General features: G+C 26.0%; 16 protein-coding genes. 8 read left to right on the top strand and 8 right to left on the bottom strand.

Going from position 1 to position 19390, the window contains the following annotated elements; translation table 11 throughout:
* Positions 1-145 precede the first annotated feature (145 nt).
* On the bottom strand, positions 146-526 hold the full coding sequence (locus HH195_RS02590) for a DUF4363 family protein (protein ID WP_196371469.1): 381 nt from the start codon (positions 524-526) through the stop codon (positions 146-148).
* A 12-nt stretch (positions 527-538) separates the two neighbouring features.
* Positions 539-1240 carry a DUF421 domain-containing protein gene (locus HH195_RS02595; RefSeq protein ID WP_055258411.1) on the bottom strand — a complete coding sequence of 234 codons (702 nt, stop codon included), beginning with the start codon at positions 1238-1240 and terminating at the stop codon, positions 539-541.
* Positions 1241-1419: 179 nt separating this feature from the next.
* Here HH195_RS02595 and HH195_RS02600 point away from each other — a divergent pair, with 179 nt between their 5' ends.
* The gene (locus tag HH195_RS02600) at positions 1420-3081 is read left to right on the top strand and encodes a nucleoside kinase (RefSeq protein ID WP_055258413.1); all 1662 of its coding nucleotides are present in this window, start codon (positions 1420-1422) and stop codon (positions 3079-3081) included.
* A gap of 128 nt (positions 3082-3209) precedes the next feature.
* Here HH195_RS02600 and HH195_RS12710 read toward each other — a convergent pair whose 3' ends face one another.
* The 4 genes from HH195_RS12710 to HH195_RS02620 form a co-directional block, all read right to left on the bottom strand.
* Positions 3210-3947 carry a metalloregulator ArsR/SmtB family transcription factor gene (locus HH195_RS12710; RefSeq protein WP_082412324.1) on the bottom strand — a complete coding sequence of 246 codons (738 nt, stop codon included), beginning with the start codon at positions 3945-3947 and terminating at the stop codon, positions 3210-3212.
* Positions 3948-4074: 127 nt separating this feature from the next.
* On the bottom strand, positions 4075-5358 hold the full coding sequence (locus HH195_RS02610; RefSeq protein WP_196371470.1) for a hypothetical protein: 1284 nt from the start codon (positions 5356-5358) through the stop codon (positions 4075-4077).
* Between the two features lie 257 nt (positions 5359-5615).
* A complete protein-coding gene (galT, locus tag HH195_RS02615; protein WP_055258416.1) occupies positions 5616-7106 on the bottom strand; it encodes a UDP-glucose--hexose-1-phosphate uridylyltransferase in 1491 nt (496 codons plus the stop codon).
* A gap of 29 nt (positions 7107-7135) precedes the next feature.
* Positions 7136-8317, bottom strand: coding sequence for a galactokinase (locus HH195_RS02620; protein ID WP_055258418.1), 1182 nt, complete (start codon positions 8315-8317; stop codon positions 7136-7138).
* Positions 8318-8640: 323 nt separating this feature from the next.
* On the opposite strand from HH195_RS02620, the gene HH195_RS02625 reads away from it, so the two are divergent.
* The 3 genes from HH195_RS02625 (at position 8641) to melB (ending at position 12545) form a co-directional block, all read left to right on the top strand.
* Positions 8641-9669, top strand: a complete 1029-nt coding sequence (locus HH195_RS02625) for an aldose epimerase family protein (RefSeq protein WP_055258420.1) — start codon at positions 8641-8643, stop codon at positions 9667-9669.
* 16 nt (positions 9670-9685) lie between these two features.
* A complete protein-coding gene (locus tag HH195_RS02630) occupies positions 9686-10693 on the top strand; it encodes a LacI family DNA-binding transcriptional regulator (protein ID WP_196371471.1) in 1008 nt (335 codons plus the stop codon).
* Between the two features lie 475 nt (positions 10694-11168).
* A complete protein-coding gene (gene melB, locus HH195_RS02635) occupies positions 11169-12545 on the top strand; it encodes a melibiose:sodium transporter MelB (protein ID WP_196371472.1) in 1377 nt (458 codons plus the stop codon).
* A 73-nt stretch (positions 12546-12618) separates the two neighbouring features.
* Here melB and HH195_RS02640 read toward each other — a convergent pair whose 3' ends face one another.
* Positions 12619-13536, bottom strand: a complete 918-nt coding sequence (locus tag HH195_RS02640) for a patatin-like phospholipase family protein (RefSeq protein WP_196371473.1) — start codon at positions 13534-13536, stop codon at positions 12619-12621.
* A 298-nt stretch (positions 13537-13834) separates the two neighbouring features.
* On the opposite strand from HH195_RS02640, the gene HH195_RS02645 reads away from it, so the two are divergent.
* Entirely contained in the window at positions 13835-13987 is a 153-nt protein-coding gene (locus HH195_RS02645; protein ID WP_156304290.1) for a hypothetical protein, read from the top strand.
* 115 nt (positions 13988-14102) lie between these two features.
* Here the strand turns inward: HH195_RS02645 and HH195_RS02650 are convergent, their stop codons facing one another.
* Positions 14103-14546 (bottom strand): MarR family winged helix-turn-helix transcriptional regulator, encoded by a 444-nt coding sequence (locus HH195_RS02650; protein ID WP_058992907.1) that lies wholly within the window; start codon positions 14544-14546, stop codon positions 14103-14105.
* A gap of 186 nt (positions 14547-14732) precedes the next feature.
* Between HH195_RS02650 and HH195_RS02655 the strand changes: the two genes are divergently transcribed.
* The 3 genes from HH195_RS02655 (at position 14733) to HH195_RS02665 (ending at position 19377) form a co-directional block, all read left to right on the top strand.
* Positions 14733-16988 carry an ABC transporter ATP-binding protein gene (locus HH195_RS02655; protein WP_196371474.1) on the top strand — a complete coding sequence of 752 codons (2256 nt, stop codon included), beginning with the start codon at positions 14733-14735 and terminating at the stop codon, positions 16986-16988.
* Complete coding sequence (locus HH195_RS02660) at positions 16981-18840, top strand: ABC transporter ATP-binding protein (RefSeq protein WP_055258433.1); 1860 nt, start codon at positions 16981-16983, stop codon at positions 18838-18840. The genes HH195_RS02655 and HH195_RS02660 overlap by 8 nt, the downstream gene beginning before the upstream one ends.
* A gap of 144 nt (positions 18841-18984) precedes the next feature.
* On the top strand, positions 18985-19377 hold the full coding sequence (locus tag HH195_RS02665) for a DUF4430 domain-containing protein (RefSeq protein ID WP_055258435.1): 393 nt from the start codon (positions 18985-18987) through the stop codon (positions 19375-19377).
* Positions 19378-19390 lie beyond the last annotated feature (13 nt).

The following is a 19390-nucleotide window of genomic DNA, read 5'->3' on the forward strand; positions in this document are numbered from 1 at the left end:
ATTTTAAGGGACTAAATTTGTCCCTCTGGGACTAACCCTTATATTATAATTATAAACTAAAATTTTAGAAAATTCTATACTTAAAACAAATTTTATATTATGTTGACATTAAGATAGAAAATGCTAAATATTAAGGAAAAATATACTATAATATATTGGTTAGATTTATTTGTTGTAGTTCTTTTATGTATTCAGCAAGACATTTTATACTATCTAAAGAAGATAAGCTATTAGATAAATCACGAACTTTAATAAAGTCAATTAGTTTAACAGTTTCAGTATTTAAAGTATCGATATCTTGATGATTTACATATATAGATACTTTTTTAAAGCCATTAGACATAATTTTTTTAAGTTGTACGGATTTTTCTAAAGCATCATCCCAATTATTATTATCTAATGCTATTTGTATTTCTTGACTTACTTTTAAAGAGTTATCACATAAAGAGTTTAAATTAGTATCACCTATAAATACAAAAAATAATAAAATAAAAAGTGTTGCAAATGATATTAGGGTATTTTTCATAAAATCACCCCTTTATAGTGAAAGTTCATCAGAAATATCATCACTATATAGTTCTTGATAAAATATTTCTTCATTAGAATCAATCATGATTAGAAATAAGTCTTCTTTTTTGGGGGCTTTGATTTCTTTTAGTTTTTTATCTAGCCAAGATACATCTTTTTTTAATATATGTAAAGCTCGTTTATTAATCTTGCCATCAACATATAATAGTATTGGCATTTTAGGGTCTTTTACATTTATGTTTAAATCATGTTTTGTAACAGTATCGCAAGATGATTTTGGAATTATTGATACTTTTCCATTATTTTCAAGAATGGCGTATTGAATTTCTTCTATATCTAAATAGCCACCACTTCGTATTTCTTCTAGTATATCATCAACAGTAAGGCGTTGTTTTTTTATCATACTTAGATTTAATTTTCCATTGCTTACTAAAACACAGGGAGTACCATCTATGAGTTTTCTAAATGTTACGCTGTGTTGTTGAATTTCTGTGATAATTATATTTATTATTAAAAGAGTTACAATAGGTATTATACCAAGTATTAAGGGAAGTCTTGAGTCTTGCATAGGAAGGGAGGCAAGGTCTGAAATCATAATAGTTATTACAAGTTCATATGGTTGAAGTTCACCTATTTGCCTTTTTCCCATGAGCCTTACAACAAAGATTACTAAAAAATATAAAAGAGCAGTTCTAATAAATACTATGTACATATATTATCACTCCTTACAATTATATAATGTGAAAATACAGTTAATTTATTCTTACTTTCAATGTTTTTTCATAAATATAACTATAGGACATTAAGTTTGTTTAAGATGTTGATTTGCGTTTTGGTTAAAAAATTGAAATCTTAAATAATACAATTACTATTGTTAGGGTGTGAGTGCTATTGGAAAAATTAAAAATTAAAATTGATGATAAGTATATTAGTGTGGATAAAGGAACAAAATTTTATCAACTTTTAGATAAAAATTATAAAGAAGACATTTATCCAATCATATTAGCTAAATTTAATAATATATATTTAGAACTTACAGATGAAATAAAGGAAAATGGTGATTTGGTATGGATTAGGTTAGATAATGCAATCGCTATAAAGGCATATAGACGAGCTTTGCAATTTGTATTTATAAAGGCAACATTAGATTTATTTAATGAGTGCAGTATAACAATTCAACATTCAATAAGGAATGGGCTTTATGGGGAAGTGCATAAGGATGTAGCACTAAATGAAGAGGATATAAAACTTATTAAAAATAGAATGATGGAGATAATAAATAAGGATATAGTAATAGAAAAATGTGAAGTAAAAACAAAAGATGCAATAAATATATTTAAAACCTATAAAATGAATGATAAAGTAAGACTTTTATCATCTTTAAAAAATGATAATGTTAAACTTTATAAAATAGATGATAGATACGACTATTTTTATGGAAACATGGTTTATTCAACAGGGATTTTAAAATATTTTGATTTAGAATATTATGACCCAGGATTTGTTTTAAATTTTCCTAAAGTAAAAGAACCAACAAAGGTATGCAAATTTGTTGATATTCCACAACTTTCTAAGGTGTTTAAAGAAACTAAAAGATGGATAAGCATTTTAGATGTAGCAGATGTTTCATCTTTAAACGAAAAGATAAGGAGTCATGAAAAAGAAGATATAATAAGAGTATCTGAAGCTCTTCATGAAAAAAAAATTGCACAGATAGCCGATATGATATTGAATAAAGAAAATACAAAAATAGTTTTAATAGCTGGTCCTTCATCTTCAGGAAAAACGACTTTTTCAAAAAGACTAGCAATTCAGCTTAGGGTAAATGGATATAAACCTCTTTTAATATCATTAGATGATTATTATATAGATAGGGATAAAACACCTTTAGACGAAAATGGAAAACCAGATTTTGAATCAATTAATGCTTTAGATTTAGAATTTTTTAATAATCAGTTAAAAGATTTATTATCAAATAAAGCTGTAAAATTACCTAAATATAATTTTAAAACTGGAAAAAGAGAGGAAACTAAAGAGAATATTGAACTTTCACAAAATGGGATAATAGTAATAGAGGGAATACATGGTCTTAATCCTAAACTTATTTATAAAATAGCAGATGAGAATAAATTTAAAATATATATATCAGCATTAACTCAGTTAAATTTAGATAATCACAATAGAATATCAACAACAGATATAAGAAAGATTAGAAGAATAGTTAGAGATTTTTTGTCAAGAGGATACGGGGGAGCTGAAACTTTAGAAATGTGGCCATCTATAAAAAGGGGAGAAGAGAAAAATATTTTTAAGTATCAAGAAGAGGCAGATGTTTTATTTAATTCAACTTTGGTGTATGAAATGGCTGTTTTAAAAAAATATGCATTAGAAGAGCTTAAAAAGATAAATAATAAAAAAGATAGTTATGTATACTATGAGGCTAAAAGGCTTATGAATATAATTAATTTTTTTGAGGATATAGAAAAAGAAAAAGTTCCTGAAAACTCTATTTTAAGAGAATTTATAGGTGGAAGTTGTTTTTATGAATACTAGATAATATACAAAAAGGCTGTATCAAATATAAGTGTGCAGAATATATTTTTTATCTTTGATACAGTCTATTTATATAAATATGATAAAAGTATTAAAAGTTTAGAATAAAATTTAAAGTATATAAATTACTAATGACAGTTATGACTTGTGCAAGAGTTGTTTGCATCAAATTGAGGTAATTTATTTTCTTTAAATAGTTTTATGTTTTCTTCAATAGTACCTTGGCAAGCTTTATATACTTTAATTCCCATAGAATTAAGTTTTAATATAGCACCTGCGCCTATTCCTCCAACTATTACAGCATCAACAACCTCACCAGATAAAGCTTTAATTGGTTGACATTTTCCGTGTTCATGATTTAAATCACCATTATTTACAGATTTGATTTCATTGTTTTCTAAGTCACAAATTATAAAATGAGGGGCATTTCCAAAATGATTATAAGTTACACTTTGTAATCCTTCATTTGATTTTACAGGGAAACAAACTTTCATTGATAATTCCTCCTTAAATTTATTTTCATTGAAACATTTTTTATGTGCACATTTTTTTAAACATTCTGTATTGTATTGGCTATCTGAGAATATATAATCATATGTATCTTTGTTGATTAAATTTTCTATAAAAAGCGTAGGTTTTTTTAAAGTATCATAATTAAGGTCATAAATGATATGATATCCTATTTTGTAGCCTATTATAAGATTAACTTTTTTTAAAATTTTGATTTGCTGAGATACAGCAGCTTCACTTATATTTAAATGTTTTGCAATGCCTTTTGCACATATGCTTTTTTTAGACATTAATAATAAAATTTTTAGTCTAGTTTCATCGCTAAGAGCTTTAAAAATATTTATGTAAGCTTCCATAAATGACCTCCACGATTTAGTTAAGTAATTACTTAACTAAATTATAGTACAGTTATTTTAGAAATTCAAGGGAAAAATAAAAATAGCTTGTATAAATAATATATACAAACTATTTTAAATAAATTTTTTAATCGTCATTTAAAAATTTTCTTATAGATTCATCATCATCATCTAGAGAATATCGATAGGAATTTTTTATTTTGTTGTCCGTATTATTAGAAGAGTTAAGTCTAGAGTTTACTGCCTCTCTAAAATCATCTATATTAACCATTCGTGTTTTATCAGATTCATTTTCCTTTAAAGATTCTAAATCAACTAGTTGAGTTTTATCCATAGAGTTTTCTTGTTTTTTTGAAAAATTATCATTAGATATACTTTTATTAGTTATGCTCTTATTTTTGTTTTTAGAATAATTTTCATTAGCCAATTTTATAGAAGAATTAAATTCATAATTTTCTCCGTGGAATGTTTCATCAAGAGAAGAATTTTGTTCTTTTTTCTTTAAAAAATCAAACATATGCTTTTTCTGTGTATTTTCTTCAAAGACATCTTCGTTTTCCTCAATTGTGTCTATATCATCTTCTGAGTTATAGATTTCTTCATCTTCCTCAGTTGTGTTTGTATGGTTTTCTAAGTCACAGATTTCTTCATTTTTGCTATACTTGTTTTCATTAATATTGGTAGCTGAATTAATATCTTTTAAAGTTTTAGAAAAAACTTCTGATTTTATAGAATTAAACATATCATCATCATTTTCAAATAAAGTTTTATCTAAATCAGAATCATCATTTTTATTTAAATTATTAAAGGAATCTAAATCTTCATATAATGTTTTATCCAAATCAGTAGCAGAGTTTTTCTCATATTTTTCAATATTATTGTTATTTGAATTATGATATGTATTTGGAAATTCAAATAAAGTTTTATCTAAATCTTTATATGAATCATCAACATTTTTAGATATAGCGGCTTCAGCATAATTTTCTATATCATTGCATTTAGCAATTAAATTATCAAATTCAATAAATTTTTCTTTGTTTTTTTCATCTTGAGATATATTATATGTTGTAAATTTATCCTTTGATTTTTCAGAAGCTTTGTATAAATTTCTTGATACAGTATTAAATAATTTTAAAATATTGAATGTAAAAAGCCTTAAAAATTTACCTAAAAATATCATGCCCTTATCAGTTTCGACTTGAGCTTTAATTGCAAACTTGTCCATATTATTTTTAAGTCTTCTTCCAACTATTTTACCATTTTTAGAGCTTTCTTCTCTTACATTGTAACCTTTTTTTGAAATTTTAAATTTAATAAAGCCAAGTAAATCAAATAATAATTCAACTATTTTTTTTAATAAAGAGCCTAATGAAGTAAAAAGCTTATTTACTCCTTTCCCTAATAAACTCATAATGTTGTCCTCCAATTTTTAAAAAATATAAATATTATTTTTAAATATTATATTAAAGTATTTTATAAATAAATACGGTATTAATAAAATAAATTATTTATTCAATATTATTATAATAAAGATTATATATAAGAAAATATAATATTAAAAATTTATTTGAATTGTAATAATTTGTTTACAAACAAAAATAAAGCTGTTTATATATTATAACAGCTTTATTTTACATTTATATATCATTTATATGGTTATGATTAAATTTATATACTATTTATAGAATTTATAAATTTTTTAAATCCGTCTATACCTTGAGGAGTGAGTTTAAATACGCCACAATCTTCTAAGACTTTTACGAATTTATTTCCAACTTCTTTATTAATAAACTCATCAATAGATAAGTTTTCTTCTTTAATTTTATCTTTAAGGTAAGATGCCCAAGGTTTATGGTATTCCTTTATCTCTTCTATGCTTAAAGAATTATTTAAGAAGCTTTTTATATCATTTAATTCATTTAAAAGTCTTCCAGGAAGTACGGCAAGTCCCATAACTTCTATTAAACCTATATTTTCTTTTTTTATATGGTGAACATCACTATGAGGATGGAAGATTCCTAATGGATGTTCATTAGATGTTCGATTATTTCTAAGGACTAAATCAATAACAAATTTATTGTTTTCAAATCTTGCAATTGGAGTTATGGTGTTGTGGGGTTCACCATTTTGTGAATAGCTTAAAATATCAAGGCTTTCATCATCATAATTTCTCCAAGCCTCTAATATAAGGTTAGAGCAATTAACAAGAGATTTTATGTTTTCGCTTTTTAATCTTATTGTAGATAAAGGCCAATGTACAACAGATGCTTCAACATCTTTAAATTTATCTAATTTAAAATCAAATAAATTTTTGGCGTTGTTCATAGGAAATGTATGCCTTCCTCCTTGATAATGTTCATGAGCTAAAATAGAGCCTCCAACTATAGGCAAGTCAGCATTAGAACCTATAAAATAATGAGGGAATATATCAACAAATTCAAGAAGGTTAGTAAACGTATCTTTGTTAATACTCATAGGAATATGCTCAGTACATAGAACTATGCAATGCTCATTGTAATAAAGGTATGGGGAATATTGCATCATCCAGTTTTTGTTATTAAAATTAAGTCGAATAGTTCTATGATTTGCTCTATCTGGGTGAGTTACAGTTCCTTCGTAGCCTTCATTTTCAATGCATAAAAGGCACTTTGGATAATTATTTTTCTTTGAATTTCTCTCTAATGCTATTTGCTTAGGATCTTTTTCAGGTTTAGATAGATTTATAGTAATTTCCATGTCTCCATAAGGAGATTTTGATGTAAAGTTTATATTTTTAGCAATTCTATCTGTTTTTATATAGTTAGAAGCTTTGCTAAGATTATAAAAATAATCAGTAGCTTCTTTAGGTTCATTATGATACCTTATGAAAAATTCTTTGTTTATTAAAGAGGGTGCAGGAACAAAAGTGTTCATGATGTCGCTAGAAAATATATCTTTTTCATAAAGGGTATTGCCTATTAATTTTTTATTTACAGCAATATCTAATAAACCATTTAAAGTTTCATGAAAATTTAAATTTATATCTTCATTTTTCATATAGCTATCTTCTTTAAAAAGAGATAACAGTCTATTTCTTGTGTAGATTGTATCCATCTCATCTATTAAATTGTTTTTTATAGATATATAAATAAGTCTGTCTATTAATGCGTAAATGTTCATCTTTACCCCCAAAATATTTTGTATTAAATTTATATTTCAATAACAGTTGGACCATCACCAATTGATGCTATATAAAATGATGCTTCATAACCTATGGCATCTTTATAGGCTTGACCTACATTTGCAATAAAGTTTTCTACACTATCATTATTAACAATAGCAATAGCACATCCTCCAAAGCCAGCACCAGTCATACGAGCACCTAAAACACCAGGTTGCTTCCATGAAACTTCAGCTAGTGTATCTAATTCTTTACCTGTAACTTCATAGTCATCTCTTAAAGATATATGAGAGTCATTCATAAGTTTACCAAATGTTATAATATCATTTTCTTTTAATGCTTCAACGGCTTTCTTAACTCTAGCATTTTCATATATAGCATGTCTACATCTTTTAATTTTTGTTTCATCATTTATAAGATGAGCGTGTTTTTCAAATTCTTCAGGTGTTAATTCACAAAGAGCCTCTATATTACAAGCTTCTTTTAGCTTTTCTAAAGAACTATCACATTCAGCTCTTCTTTCATTATATTTTGAGTCAGCAAGTTCACGTCTTTTATTAGTATTCATTATAACTATGGTTTTATCTCCTAATTTAACAGGTACATATTCGTAGTTTAAAGTATTGCAATCTAGTTGGATAGCAGTATCTTTTTTGCCAAGAGATATAGCAAATTGATCCATTATTCCACTATTTACACCAATATATTTATTTTCTACAGTTTTACCAAGTAAAGCAGCTTGTACATCGTCCATATCAAGGTTAAACTCTTCTCTAAATATTTTAGCACATAACATCTCTAAAGAGGCTGATGATGAAAGACCAGCTCCGTTTGGTAGATTTCCGTATATAGCCATATTGAATCCATGGTTTATTTTAAATCCTTGTTCTAATAAGAATTTAACTACACCTTTTATATAATTAGCCCAATCATCTTCTTTTCTATATTCTAAGTTGTCTAGAGAAAATTCTATAACTCCTTTGTTTTCAAAATTTAATGAATAAACTTTGAAAATGTTATCAGGACGCTTATTAATTGCAGCATAAGTTCCTAAAGTTATTGGACATGGGAAAACAAAACCACCGTTATAGTCTGTATGTTCGCCTATAAGATTTATTCTTCCAGGAGAGAAAAACATTTTATCGTAAGAGTCATTAAATATTTTATTAAAAACCTCATTAAATTTAATTTTTATATCGTTTACTAACATAAAATAACCTCCTAATTTGTACCATGTAATTGTTTTAATAAATTAATTATAATATTTAAGTAAAATAAAATCAATATTTTTACTAAAAAATTTTACTATTGTATAAAAAATATTGTAAATTTTATTTATATTTTTTATAATATCAGTATAAATGTATTGCTTTACAAATTAAAATTAATTCTATTAAATGAAATATTAATCTATTTAATACATAAATGATTATTATGAAGTTTAGATTATTTTAAAATGTGAAGTTTGAAAACAACATTTGTAGAATTAGTATTAAGTAAAAATAAGTAAAATAATAAGGTGGAGGAATTATTATGCAAATAAAAGAATTTAATGAAAATGGATTTAAAAGATATCAATTAATAAATGATAATAATATGTTAGTTGAGGTACTAAGTTTAGGTGGAGTTATTACAAAAATTATAACTGAAGATAGAAATGGATTTTTAGAAAATGTAGTATTATCTTATAAAAATTTGGAAGATTATTATGAAAATCCATCATGTTTTGGTGCCATGATTGGAAGAACAGCAGGAAGGATTGGAGGAGCTAAGTTTTCGTTAAATGGAGTAGAATACAATCTTGATAAAAATAATAATGGGAATTGTCTTCATGGAGGAAATAATTCTTTTTCAAAGAAAATATGGAATGTTGAAACTATAAGAAATAATGATTATGTAGGATTAAAATTATCATACATGAGCAAAGATTTAGAAAATGGATATCCTGGAAATTTAGATTTATCTGTGTATTATACTTTAAATAATGAAAACGAATTAAAAATACATTATACTGGAAAATCAGACAAAGATACAATAGTAAATATGACCAATCATTCTTATTTTAATTTATCAGGAAATGCAAAAAGTAGTGTATTAGGACAAAAACTTGTTATAAATAGTGATTATATAGGGGAGGTAGATGAATATCTAATTCCAACTGGTAAGAATATAGAAGTTAAAAATACTCCTTTTGATTTTAATAATGTTAAAGAAGTAGGCAAGGATATAAATGAAGAAAACATTCAGTTAAAATATGGCTCTGGATATGATCATCCTTGGATTTTAAATAAGAAAAAAGAAAATGATGTAATGTTTTATCACAAGGAATCTGGAAGGTGTTTAGAAATAAAAACTAATCAAAAAGCAATAGTTTGTTATTCAATGAATTTTACAGATGATTTAATTATGGAATGTGGACGAGTTGGAAAAAAACACGATGCAATATGTTTTGAAGCTCAAAGTCTTCCAGTAGGCTATGATGATTGTTTTATAAATGATATAATATTAAGAAATGGGGAAGTTTACGATAACGAGACCATATATAAATTTTATATAAAATAATAAATAGGAGACAATGATGGCAACAATTAAAGACATAGCAAGTATTGTTGGGGTTTCTATTGCTACTGTATCTAGAGTTTTAAATTTAGATGAAACCTTAAATGTTTCTGATGAAACTAGAAAAAGAGTATTAGAGGTAGCTGAAGAGCTTAATTATATAACTATAAAAGAAAGAAAAAACAAAGGAAAAACTTATAATGTGGGAATAGTATATTGGTATACTGATATTCAAGAGATAAATGATCCATATTTTTTATCTATAAGAATGGCTGTAGAGAGAAAATGTAGTGAAGAAGAAGTGAATTTTAGAAATATTGATTTCCAAAGGGTTTTAAATGGGAATTTTAATGATTACAATAATTTAGATGGAATAATCGCCATAGGAATTTTTGATAATACAGATATAGAAAAGATGAAAAAAATATCAAAAAATTTAGTTTTTGTTGATTCTTCACCTAATGAAAAAATTTATGATAGCATAGTTGTAGATTTTAAAAATGCTGTCAAAGAATCTATGGAATATTTATATAGTTTAGGACATAGGGATATAGGATATATTGGTGGATTATGCTATTCAAGAAATGAAAAATCTATTTTTACAAACTATCGTGAAAAAACTTATAAAGAGTTTATGGAATCGATTGGTTGTTATAAAGAGGAATGGATATTAACAGGTAGGTTTTTACCAGGAGATGGTTATAATCTTATGAAAAAAGCTTTAAATAATAAAGAAAGACCAACAGCTTTTTTTGTTGCCAGTGATCCTATGGCAATAGGAGCTTATAAAGCTGTATTTGAAGCAGGTTTAAAAATTCCAGATGATATTAGTATAATAGGTTTTGATGATATATATACAACGCAATTTTTAGCACCTTCTTTAACAACTGTTAGAGTTTATAAAGATACTATGGGCGAAGTGGCTGTTGAAACTTTATTAGATAGAATAAAGCAAAAGAGAGATTTAGGGAGAAAAATAGTCCTTCCTACCAAACTTATAAAAAGAGAAAGTTGTAAAAAACTTTAATTATATAGTATTTTATTAAAATAAGTTCTTATATATTTTTTGAAAATTTTAATAAAATTATAGTAAAATATGTGATTAAATTATCAAAGAAATATTTAGAACTTTAATATAAAGAATAAGTTTAATATAAGCAAAATACTTTAAACTAATAAGTATGACGTTAAAAATGGCAGTTATTTAAATAACTGCTATTTTTGTTTAGAAATATTTATATAAATAAACGGATTATATATTTTTTTATATGTAAACAATATAAATTGAGTAAAATATCTAACTTTAAACTAGAAATAATTGATTTAATAAAAGATAACGTTAGCAAATAATAAAATAGAAAAAATAAATATAAATTAAAAATATAGTAAAAAATAAATAAAAATTACAGTAAATTTATTGAAATTTATTTACCTCTATGTTAACATTTAATTGTAAAATAAATGAATACGTTTTATTTATAGAATTGAAAAGGGGGAGAAAAATGAAACTAACTTTTAAGGAAAAATATTCTTATGGTTTAGGTGCTTTGGGTAAAGACTTAGCTTACGGTATTGTTGGAACATATTTAATGTTTTATTTTACTGATGTAATAGGTTTATCACCTACTTTTGCAGGGACGTTATTTTTAGTTGCAAGAATTTGGGATGCTTTTAATGATCCGGCTATGGGAATGATAGTTGATAATACGAGAACAAAATGGGGTAAATTTAGACCTTGGATTTTTATTGGAACAATAATAAATGCAATAGTAATAGTATTTTTATTTTTTAAACCAAATTTATCTCCAACAGGATTAATGGCGTATTATGCAGCTATGTATATACTTTGGGGTATGACTTATACAATAATGGATATCCCTTATTGGTCAATGATACCATCTCTTGCTCAAGATAAGGAAGAAAGAGAAAAAATATCAGTTATTCCTAGAATATTTGCAAGTTTAGGTGGACTTACAGTATCAACTTTTGGTCTTATTATAGTATCTAAATTAGGTGGGGGAGATCAAGTAAAGGGTTTCTTTGGTTTTGGAATAGTAGTAGCAATAGTGTTTGTAGCAACTATAACTATAACTTGCATAAATGTTAAAGATTCATCAGCAACAGTGGTAAATAATAAAAAAGCTAAAAAGGTAACATTGAAAGAATCTTTTAAAATAATAGCAAGTAATGATCAACTTGTAGTTTTTATAGGAATAGTATTAGCTTATAATTTGGTTATGCAATTATCAGGTGGAATGGCTATTTATTATTTTAAATATGTTGTAGGCAATGAAAACCTATTCCCAGTATATACAGCTTTTTCTGGTATTGCAGAAATGAGTGCTTTAGTATTATTCCCAATGTTAACTAAAAAGCTTGGTAGACCAAGGGTATTTAAAATAGCAGCATTTCTTCCAGTTATAGGATTATTCATGTTGTTGGGTGCAGGATTTATACTTCCTCAAAATGCAGTATTTGTAGCTATATCAGGAATAATATTAAAATTTGGTTCAGGATTAACTTTAGCTTCTTCTACAGTAATGCTTGCAGATATTGTTGATTATGGTGAAGTTAAATTAGGCTCAAGAAATGAAAGTATAGTATTTTCATGCCAAACACTATTGGTTAAATCTGCATCTGCTGTTAGTGGATGGTTAGTTGGAGTTGGTTTAACAATAGTTGGATATGTAGCAAATGCTCAACAAACAGCTCAAACTATTTTAGGTATGAGAGTAATAATGGTAATTATACCGGCTATAGTTAGTGTTTTAAGCTATGTAATATATAAAAAATTCTATAAAATTAACGGAAAATATCATGATGATATGTTAGAAAAATTAGAAGCTAAAAGATCAAATGATTTAGAACCAGTTATATAATATAAATATATAAAATATGAAACAAAAAGCTACGTGAAAGGCAATTATCATGTAGCTTTTTTGTTTGAAAATTTTAATTTCTATAATCATTTACATATCTTTGAAAAGACCATGAATTTATAAAATTTTCAGTAGCCTTGTATCCAGACTTATAAAGACTTAAAACTTTACTTTTATTTAAATTAAAATCAGTAGTTTTAATACTTAAAGTTGGAAGCTCTATTGTTCTAATAGCATCTTTGTTTTCTAAATGAATATTTTCATTATGTGTAAGAGCTGTCTGAATTATGTCTGATATATAGGAAAAAAGTGGGTGGCTTCTTTCTAAATGTAGTATATCATCTTCTTTTAATTTTAATCCAAATGTTGGCCAACGAGGGACTTTTTTAGAATCAAATATCCAAATTGGAAAATTACTAATAAGTCCGCCATCAACTATAAGATTTTTTTCAGAGGGAGTTTTAAAAATAAAAGGAAAAAAATAAAAAGGAATACTCATACTCATAACAACAGCTTTAGATATTTCAAATTCCATAGGGTCTATTTCATAATTTGGTAAATCATCAGGAAGAATTATAAGTTTTTTATTCGTAATATCAGATGCTAACACTTTAAGGGGACTTTCGTTATTTATTGAAATATCTTTAAATTTAGTTTTTCCTTTTGCAAGATAAAGATTGTAAAGATAATTTTCAATGTTTTTGGTAGAATATATTCCTTTTTTTAAAAAAAGATTTATACCACCTTTTAATGTATAAAATATCTGATTTAATCTAGTATTAAAAATTAATTTATTATAATTTAAATTTAAAACTAAATTTTTTAATTCATCTCTATTGTAACCAACAGCAAGCAAAGAAGTAATAATTGCACCAGCAGATACTCCAGCCATTTTTTTAAATTCATATCCATGGTCTTCTAAACAATTTATAGACCCAACTAAAGAAATGCCTTTAACTCCACCACCTTCACATACTATATCTGCGTACATAAAATCACCTAATATATTTTTTTACATTATATGAATTATATAATGGATAAGTTATTAAATTAAAGCCATAAAAATAATAAAATAGATAGTTAATATAAATAAATACATAAAATACAGAAATAAAGTTAATAATAAATGATTTATTACTTACAATATTAATAGCAAGTAAATTAAATATAGATGTTCTTTCTTGATAACTTAAACAATTATAACAAATAACTTTAGATAAAATTATTAGGTAGTTAAAATATACAATTTATAAAATTATATATTTTTGATTATAAGGATGGTGATAGATATGAAAAAAAATATTTTTATCAATGCCTTAGTATGTGTATTTATAACAAGTGTGCTTATTGATTTTAGTAATTTAGCTTATATAAAAAATCCACAGAAGAAGCCTCTTAGAGTATCACCTTATGTAACAGAAGTAAATTTAAAATGTGAATGATAAAAAATTAATTTATTATATGAAAGATGTATTTGTTTTTATTTATTATTTATATAGTGTTGATTTAAAATTAAGATAATTTTTATTTAAAATCAACACTATTTATACATATATTTTATTCTAGTTTTAACAAAATATTATTAAGTTCTGCTGATGAATTTATTAAAGTAATTAAATCATCTTTTGATAAAATAAACATTTTATTTGCAAATATTTGTTCAAGTTTTTTCATTTGCTCATTTAAAAAATCATCAGCTTTTTTTGTATGTTGTATTCTTAAAATTCGTCTATCTTTTGGATCTTCACTTCTTATAATAAATCCCTCTTGAATTAATTTGTCTAAAATAGGTGTCATATTAGGTTTATACATACCAAGTCTTTTAGCAATTTCACTTATGGACATAGAACCATTTTTTTGGAGGCAAAACAAAACTCTCACATGAGATATTGGAATAGATAATCCTTTAGTAAGTTCTGTATTATTGAATATTATTTTATTAAGTGAAAAAGATAAATGAAGTAAGGTACTAGATACCTTATTTAAATCGATATTATCCATAAAAAGCTCCTCTATGAAAAATTTTTTAAAATAAATTAGCAATTATATATTAAATTATAAACTAATAAAAAAGTTTATACAAATATAAAAATTATTGACTTATAATAGTTATAAATTTATAATCTTTATATACTAATATTAGATAAATTTAAAAAAATAAACATCGGAGAGGGGAAAATAGTATAAATGGTTAAACTAATGAGATACCTAAAGGGCTCAGTTTTTGCAGTTATTGTAATAGTGATATTTCTAGCAATACAAGCTATGGCAAACTTAGCTTTACCAAACTACACATCTAATATTGTAGATATTGGTATTCAACAAAACGGTATAGAAAACTCAGTACCAAGTGTTATACAAGAATCAGAATTAGACAAAATACTATTGTTTATGTCAAGTAATGATAAACAGACGGTAGAACAAGATTATAAGCTTATAGATAAAGGGAATTTATCTAAAGAACAATATGATTCTTATGTAAAAAAATATCCAGCTTTAGCAAATGAAGCTCTTTATGTATTGGACAATACAAATAGCAGTCAATTAACTACACTAAATAATATTTTAGGAAAACCAATACTTTTGGTTCAAATGTTAGAGAAGGGATCAAAGGGAAATGAACTTAAAGCAGCTTTATTAAGTAATCTTCCAGCAAGTGAGGCTGTTAAGTATGAAAATGCAGGAATATTTACTGTGCTTCAAACGCTTCCTAAAGATCAATTAGACCAAATTGTAAGTGAAATAGATGCTAAGATAAACAATATGCCAGAGAGTTTAGTAACTCAAACAGCTGTTACATATATTAAAACTCAATATGAGGCAATTGGTGTTAACGTAAATAAACTTCAAAGTAATTATATCTGGAAAGTGGGTATAATTATGGTTGTAATTGCTCTTATAAGTATGATAGCGTCTATCGTTGTAACTTTTATAGCTTCAAAGGTAGCAGCTAAAATTGGTATGAATCTTAGAGGAAAAATATTTAAAAAAGTTATGAGTTTTTCAAATTCAGAACTTGATAAATTTTCTACGGCTTCGTTAATTACAAGAAGTGCTAACGATGTTCAGCAGGTTCAAAATCTTATGGTTATGTTTTTAAGATTAGTGTTTTATGCACCAATTTTAGGAATTGGAGGCTTTATAGAAGTTTTATATACTAACGCTTCTATGTCTTGGCTTATAGGAGTTATAATTTTAGTTATCATAGGGTGTGTGGTTGTAATATTTGCTATTGCAGTACCTAAGTATAAAAAGGTACAAAAACTTGTAGATAAAGTTAATTTAGTAATACGTGAAAATTTAACAGGTATGCTTGTAATAAGAGCTTTTACAACTCAAAAACATGAGGAAGAAAGATTTGATGATGTAAATAAAGATTTAACTAAAACAACTCTTTTTGTAACACGTGTAACATCAGTTATGATGCCACTTGTTATACTTATTATGAATGTGTCAACAATTGCGATAGTATGGGTTGGAGCATATAAAATTAACAACGGTACAATGCAAGTTGGAGACATGATGGCGTTTATACAATATGTTATGCTTATAATAATGGCGTTTGTAATGGTAACAATGTTATCTATAATGTTACCTCGTGCTGCAGTTTCAGCTCAACGTATAGATGAAATTTTAGAAACTGAACCAAGTATAAAAGATCCTAAAGAAATTAAGTCTTTTGATGAAAATAAAAAAGGATTAGTTGAATTTAGAAATGTATCATTTAAATATCCATCAGCAGAACAAAATGTTTTAACTAACATAACATTTACAGCAAAGCCAGGAGAAACTACGGCTATTATAGGTAGTACAGGTAGTGGAAAGTCAACAATCATTAACTTAATACCAAGATTTTATGATGCAACAGAAGGTGAAGTTTTAGTAGATGGGGTTAATGTAAAAGATGTATCACAACATGATTTAAGAGAAAAAATAGGATACGTTCCTCAAAAAGGAGTACTATTCTCAGGTACTATTGATAGTAATATAAAATATAACAATGATAAGATAAATGATGATGATGTAAAATTTGCGGTAGATATTTCTCAATCTAAGGAATTTATAGAACAAAAACCAGATGGATTGGAGTCTAGAATATCTCAAGGAGGAGCAAATGTATCTGGTGGGCAAAAACAAAGACTATCTATTGCAAGAGCTATTGCTAAAAGACCAGATATATATATATTTGATGATAGTTTTTCAGCTTTAGATTTTAAAACTGATTCTAAACTTCGTAAAGCATTAAAGGAAAATACAGGAGATAGTACTGTTATTTTAGTAGCCCAAAGAGTTAGTACAATATTAAAAGCTAATAAAATATTAGTTATAGATGAAGGTAAAATAGTTGGTATGGGAACACATAGAGAACTTTTAGATACCTGTGATGTTTACAAACAAATAGCCTTATCACAACTTTCAAAGGAGGAGTTATATAATGAGTAATAAAAGTAAGAGTAACCCTCAAAGCAGTGGTATGGGGATGGGACGTGGACAAAAACAACAAGGTTCGCCTCAAAAAGCTAAAGATTTTAAGAAAGCTATGGGAAAACTTTTAAGTTATTTAAAACCATATAGATTATCATTGGTTGTAGTAGTGATTTTTGCTATATTAAGTTCAATATTTTCAATTGTTGGGCCTAAAATTTTAGGAAATGCAACAACTGAAATATATAGCGGTATAATGGGAAAAATACTTGGAACCAATTCGGCTGGAATTAATTTTATAGCCATAGGAAAAATACTTTTGGTGCTTTTAGTATTATATTTGCTAAGTGCAGGTTTTTCATATATACAATCTTATATAGTTGCTGGGATAGTGCAAAAAATGTCCTATAGTTTTAGAAAACAAATATCAGAAAAAATGAACCGTATGCCTCTTAAATATTTTGATAAAAGAAGTAAGGGTGATGTTTTATCTATATTAACTAATGATGTAGGAATGATAAGTGAAAACTTAAATCAAAGTTTAACACAAGTTATAACATCAATAGTTACACTAATTGGTGTGCTTATAATGATGTTCTCTATAAGTTGGATTATGACGTTAATTGCAATAATAATTCTACCAGTTTCAGGATTACTTATGGGTTCTATAGTTAAAAAATCTCAAAAGTATTTTACAGAACAACAAAAGTATTTAGGAAAAGTAAATGGTGAAGTAGAAGAAATATACGGAGGACATAATGTAGTAAAGGCATTTAATGGAGAAGATAGTGCTTATGAATCCTTTGAAAAGTTAAATAAAACTTTATATTCTTCAGCATGGAAGTCTCAATTTTTATCAGGTCTTATGATGCCTATAATGAATTTTATAGGAAATTTTGGATATGTTTTAATGTCAATAGTTGGAGGATACCTTACTATTTTAGGTGCAATACAAGTAGGTGATATATTAGCATTTATCCAATATATAAGATCATTTACACAACCTATAGCACAATTAACTCAAGTGGCTAATCTTATGCAAACAACAGCAGCAGCTTGTGAAAGAGTATTTGAATTCCTAGATGAAGAAGAGGAAGTTCAAGTTATTGAAAATCCAGTTAGAGATGTTAATATCAAAGGAGATGTTGCATTTAAAGATGTTAGCTTTGGATATAATGAAGATAAAATAATAATAAATGATTTTACAGCTAATATTAAGGCTGGACAAAGAGTTGCAATAGTTGGTCCAACAGGAGCTGGTAAAACTACAATTGTAAAACTTCTTATGCGTTTTTATGATATAAATAAGGGCTCAATTATGATTGATGGTCATGATATTAGAGATTTCAATCGTAATGATTTAAGAGATTTATTTGGTATGGTACTTCAAGAAACATGGTTATATAATGGAAGTATAATGGAAAATATAAGATATGGAAAATTAACAGCTAGTGATGAAGATGTTATAGAAGCTATAAAAGCTGCTCATGCAAATCACTTTATAGAAGCACTTCCTGATGGATATAATATGGAACTAAATGAAGAAGCATCTAATATATCACAAGGTCAAAAGCAACTTTTAACAATAGCACGTGCTATTTTAGCAGACCCTAAAATTCTTATATTGGATGAAGCTACAAGTTCAGTTGATACTCGTACTGAAGTTTTAATACAAAAGGCTATGGATAACTTAATGAAGGGAAGAACAAGTTTTATAATAGCTCACAGATTATCAACAATACAAGATGCAGATCTTATATTAGTTATGAAAGATGGAGATATTATAGAACAAGGAAATCATGATGAGTTAATGGCTAAGGGGGGATTCTATTCATCTTTATATAACAGTCAATTTGACAGTGTAAGTTAAAAAATTATATAAGGATAATAAAAATGATATTAGATAAAGATACATCTAATATCATTTTTTATTTAGTATTATTTTAAATAATAGCCTAAATTGATTTAACAGGTTATAATAAACATAAAGATTAAACTTTTTCAGGAGAATTTTATGAAAAATAGAAAACTAATTATAGCAGGTCTTATTGCACTTTTAGTAATTGTATTTGGCTTAAATATATATATAAGCCTTCCAAAAGCAATAAAAGAAATTGATCAAAAAACAATAACTATAACAGTTGTTGATAATACTAAAAATGTAGATAAAACATACACTATAAAGACAAGTAAAGATACTTTATTAGATGCTTTAAAACCATTAGGTATAATATCTGGAGTTGAGAGTGGAAACAATTATACAGTAACTAGTGTAAATGGGCTTGAAGCTGATAATAACGGACAAACATGGGAACTTTCGATAAATGGAAATGTGACTAAAACTCCAATAAATAATATTGAAATTAAAAATAATGATCGTGTAGAATTTGACTTAGTAAGCAATTAATAAAAACACATTA

It is taken from the genome of Candidatus Sarcina troglodytae (assembly GCF_015708635.1).
In the GTDB taxonomy this organism is placed as follows: domain Bacteria; phylum Bacillota; class Clostridia; order Clostridiales; family Clostridiaceae; genus Sarcina; species Sarcina ventriculi.

Bases quoted from the DNA above. Each gene is read 5' to 3' on its own strand.
- HH195_RS02625 (WP_055258420.1), top strand. From the start codon at position 8,641: ATGCAAATAAAAGAATTTAATGAAAATGGATTTAAAAGATATCAATTA.
- galT (WP_055258416.1), bottom strand. From the start codon at position 7,106: ATGAACATTTACGCATTAATAGACAGACTTATTTATATATCTATAAAA.
- HH195_RS02590 (WP_196371469.1), bottom strand. From the start codon at position 526: ATGAAAAATACCCTAATATCATTTGCAACACTTTTTATTTTATTATTT.
- HH195_RS02660 (WP_055258433.1), top strand. From the start codon at position 16,981: ATGAGTAATAAAAGTAAGAGTAACCCTCAAAGCAGTGGTATGGGGATG.
- HH195_RS02620 (WP_055258418.1), bottom strand. From the start codon at position 8,317: ATGTTAGTAAACGATATAAAAATTAAATTTAATGAGGTTTTTAATAAA.
- HH195_RS02630 (WP_196371471.1), top strand. From the start codon at position 9,686: ATGGCAACAATTAAAGACATAGCAAGTATTGTTGGGGTTTCTATTGCT.
- HH195_RS02650 (WP_058992907.1), bottom strand. From the start codon at position 14,546: ATGGATAATATCGATTTAAATAAGGTATCTAGTACCTTACTTCATTTA.
- HH195_RS02640 (WP_196371473.1), bottom strand. From the start codon at position 13,536: ATGTACGCAGATATAGTATGTGAAGGTGGTGGAGTTAAAGGCATTTCT.
- melB (WP_196371472.1), top strand. From the start codon at position 11,169: ATGAAACTAACTTTTAAGGAAAAATATTCTTATGGTTTAGGTGCTTTG.
- HH195_RS12710 (WP_082412324.1), bottom strand. From the start codon at position 3,947: ATGGAAGCTTACATAAATATTTTTAAAGCTCTTAGCGATGAAACTAGA.
- HH195_RS02665 (WP_055258435.1), top strand. From the start codon at position 18,985: ATGAAAAATAGAAAACTAATTATAGCAGGTCTTATTGCACTTTTAGTA.
- HH195_RS02595 (WP_055258411.1), bottom strand. From the start codon at position 1,240: ATGTACATAGTATTTATTAGAACTGCTCTTTTATATTTTTTAGTAATC.
- HH195_RS02645 (WP_156304290.1), top strand. From the start codon at position 13,835: ATGAAAAAAAATATTTTTATCAATGCCTTAGTATGTGTATTTATAACA.
- HH195_RS02610 (WP_196371470.1), bottom strand. From the start codon at position 5,358: ATGAGTTTATTAGGGAAAGGAGTAAATAAGCTTTTTACTTCATTAGGC.
- HH195_RS02655 (WP_196371474.1), top strand. From the start codon at position 14,733: ATGGTTAAACTAATGAGATACCTAAAGGGCTCAGTTTTTGCAGTTATT.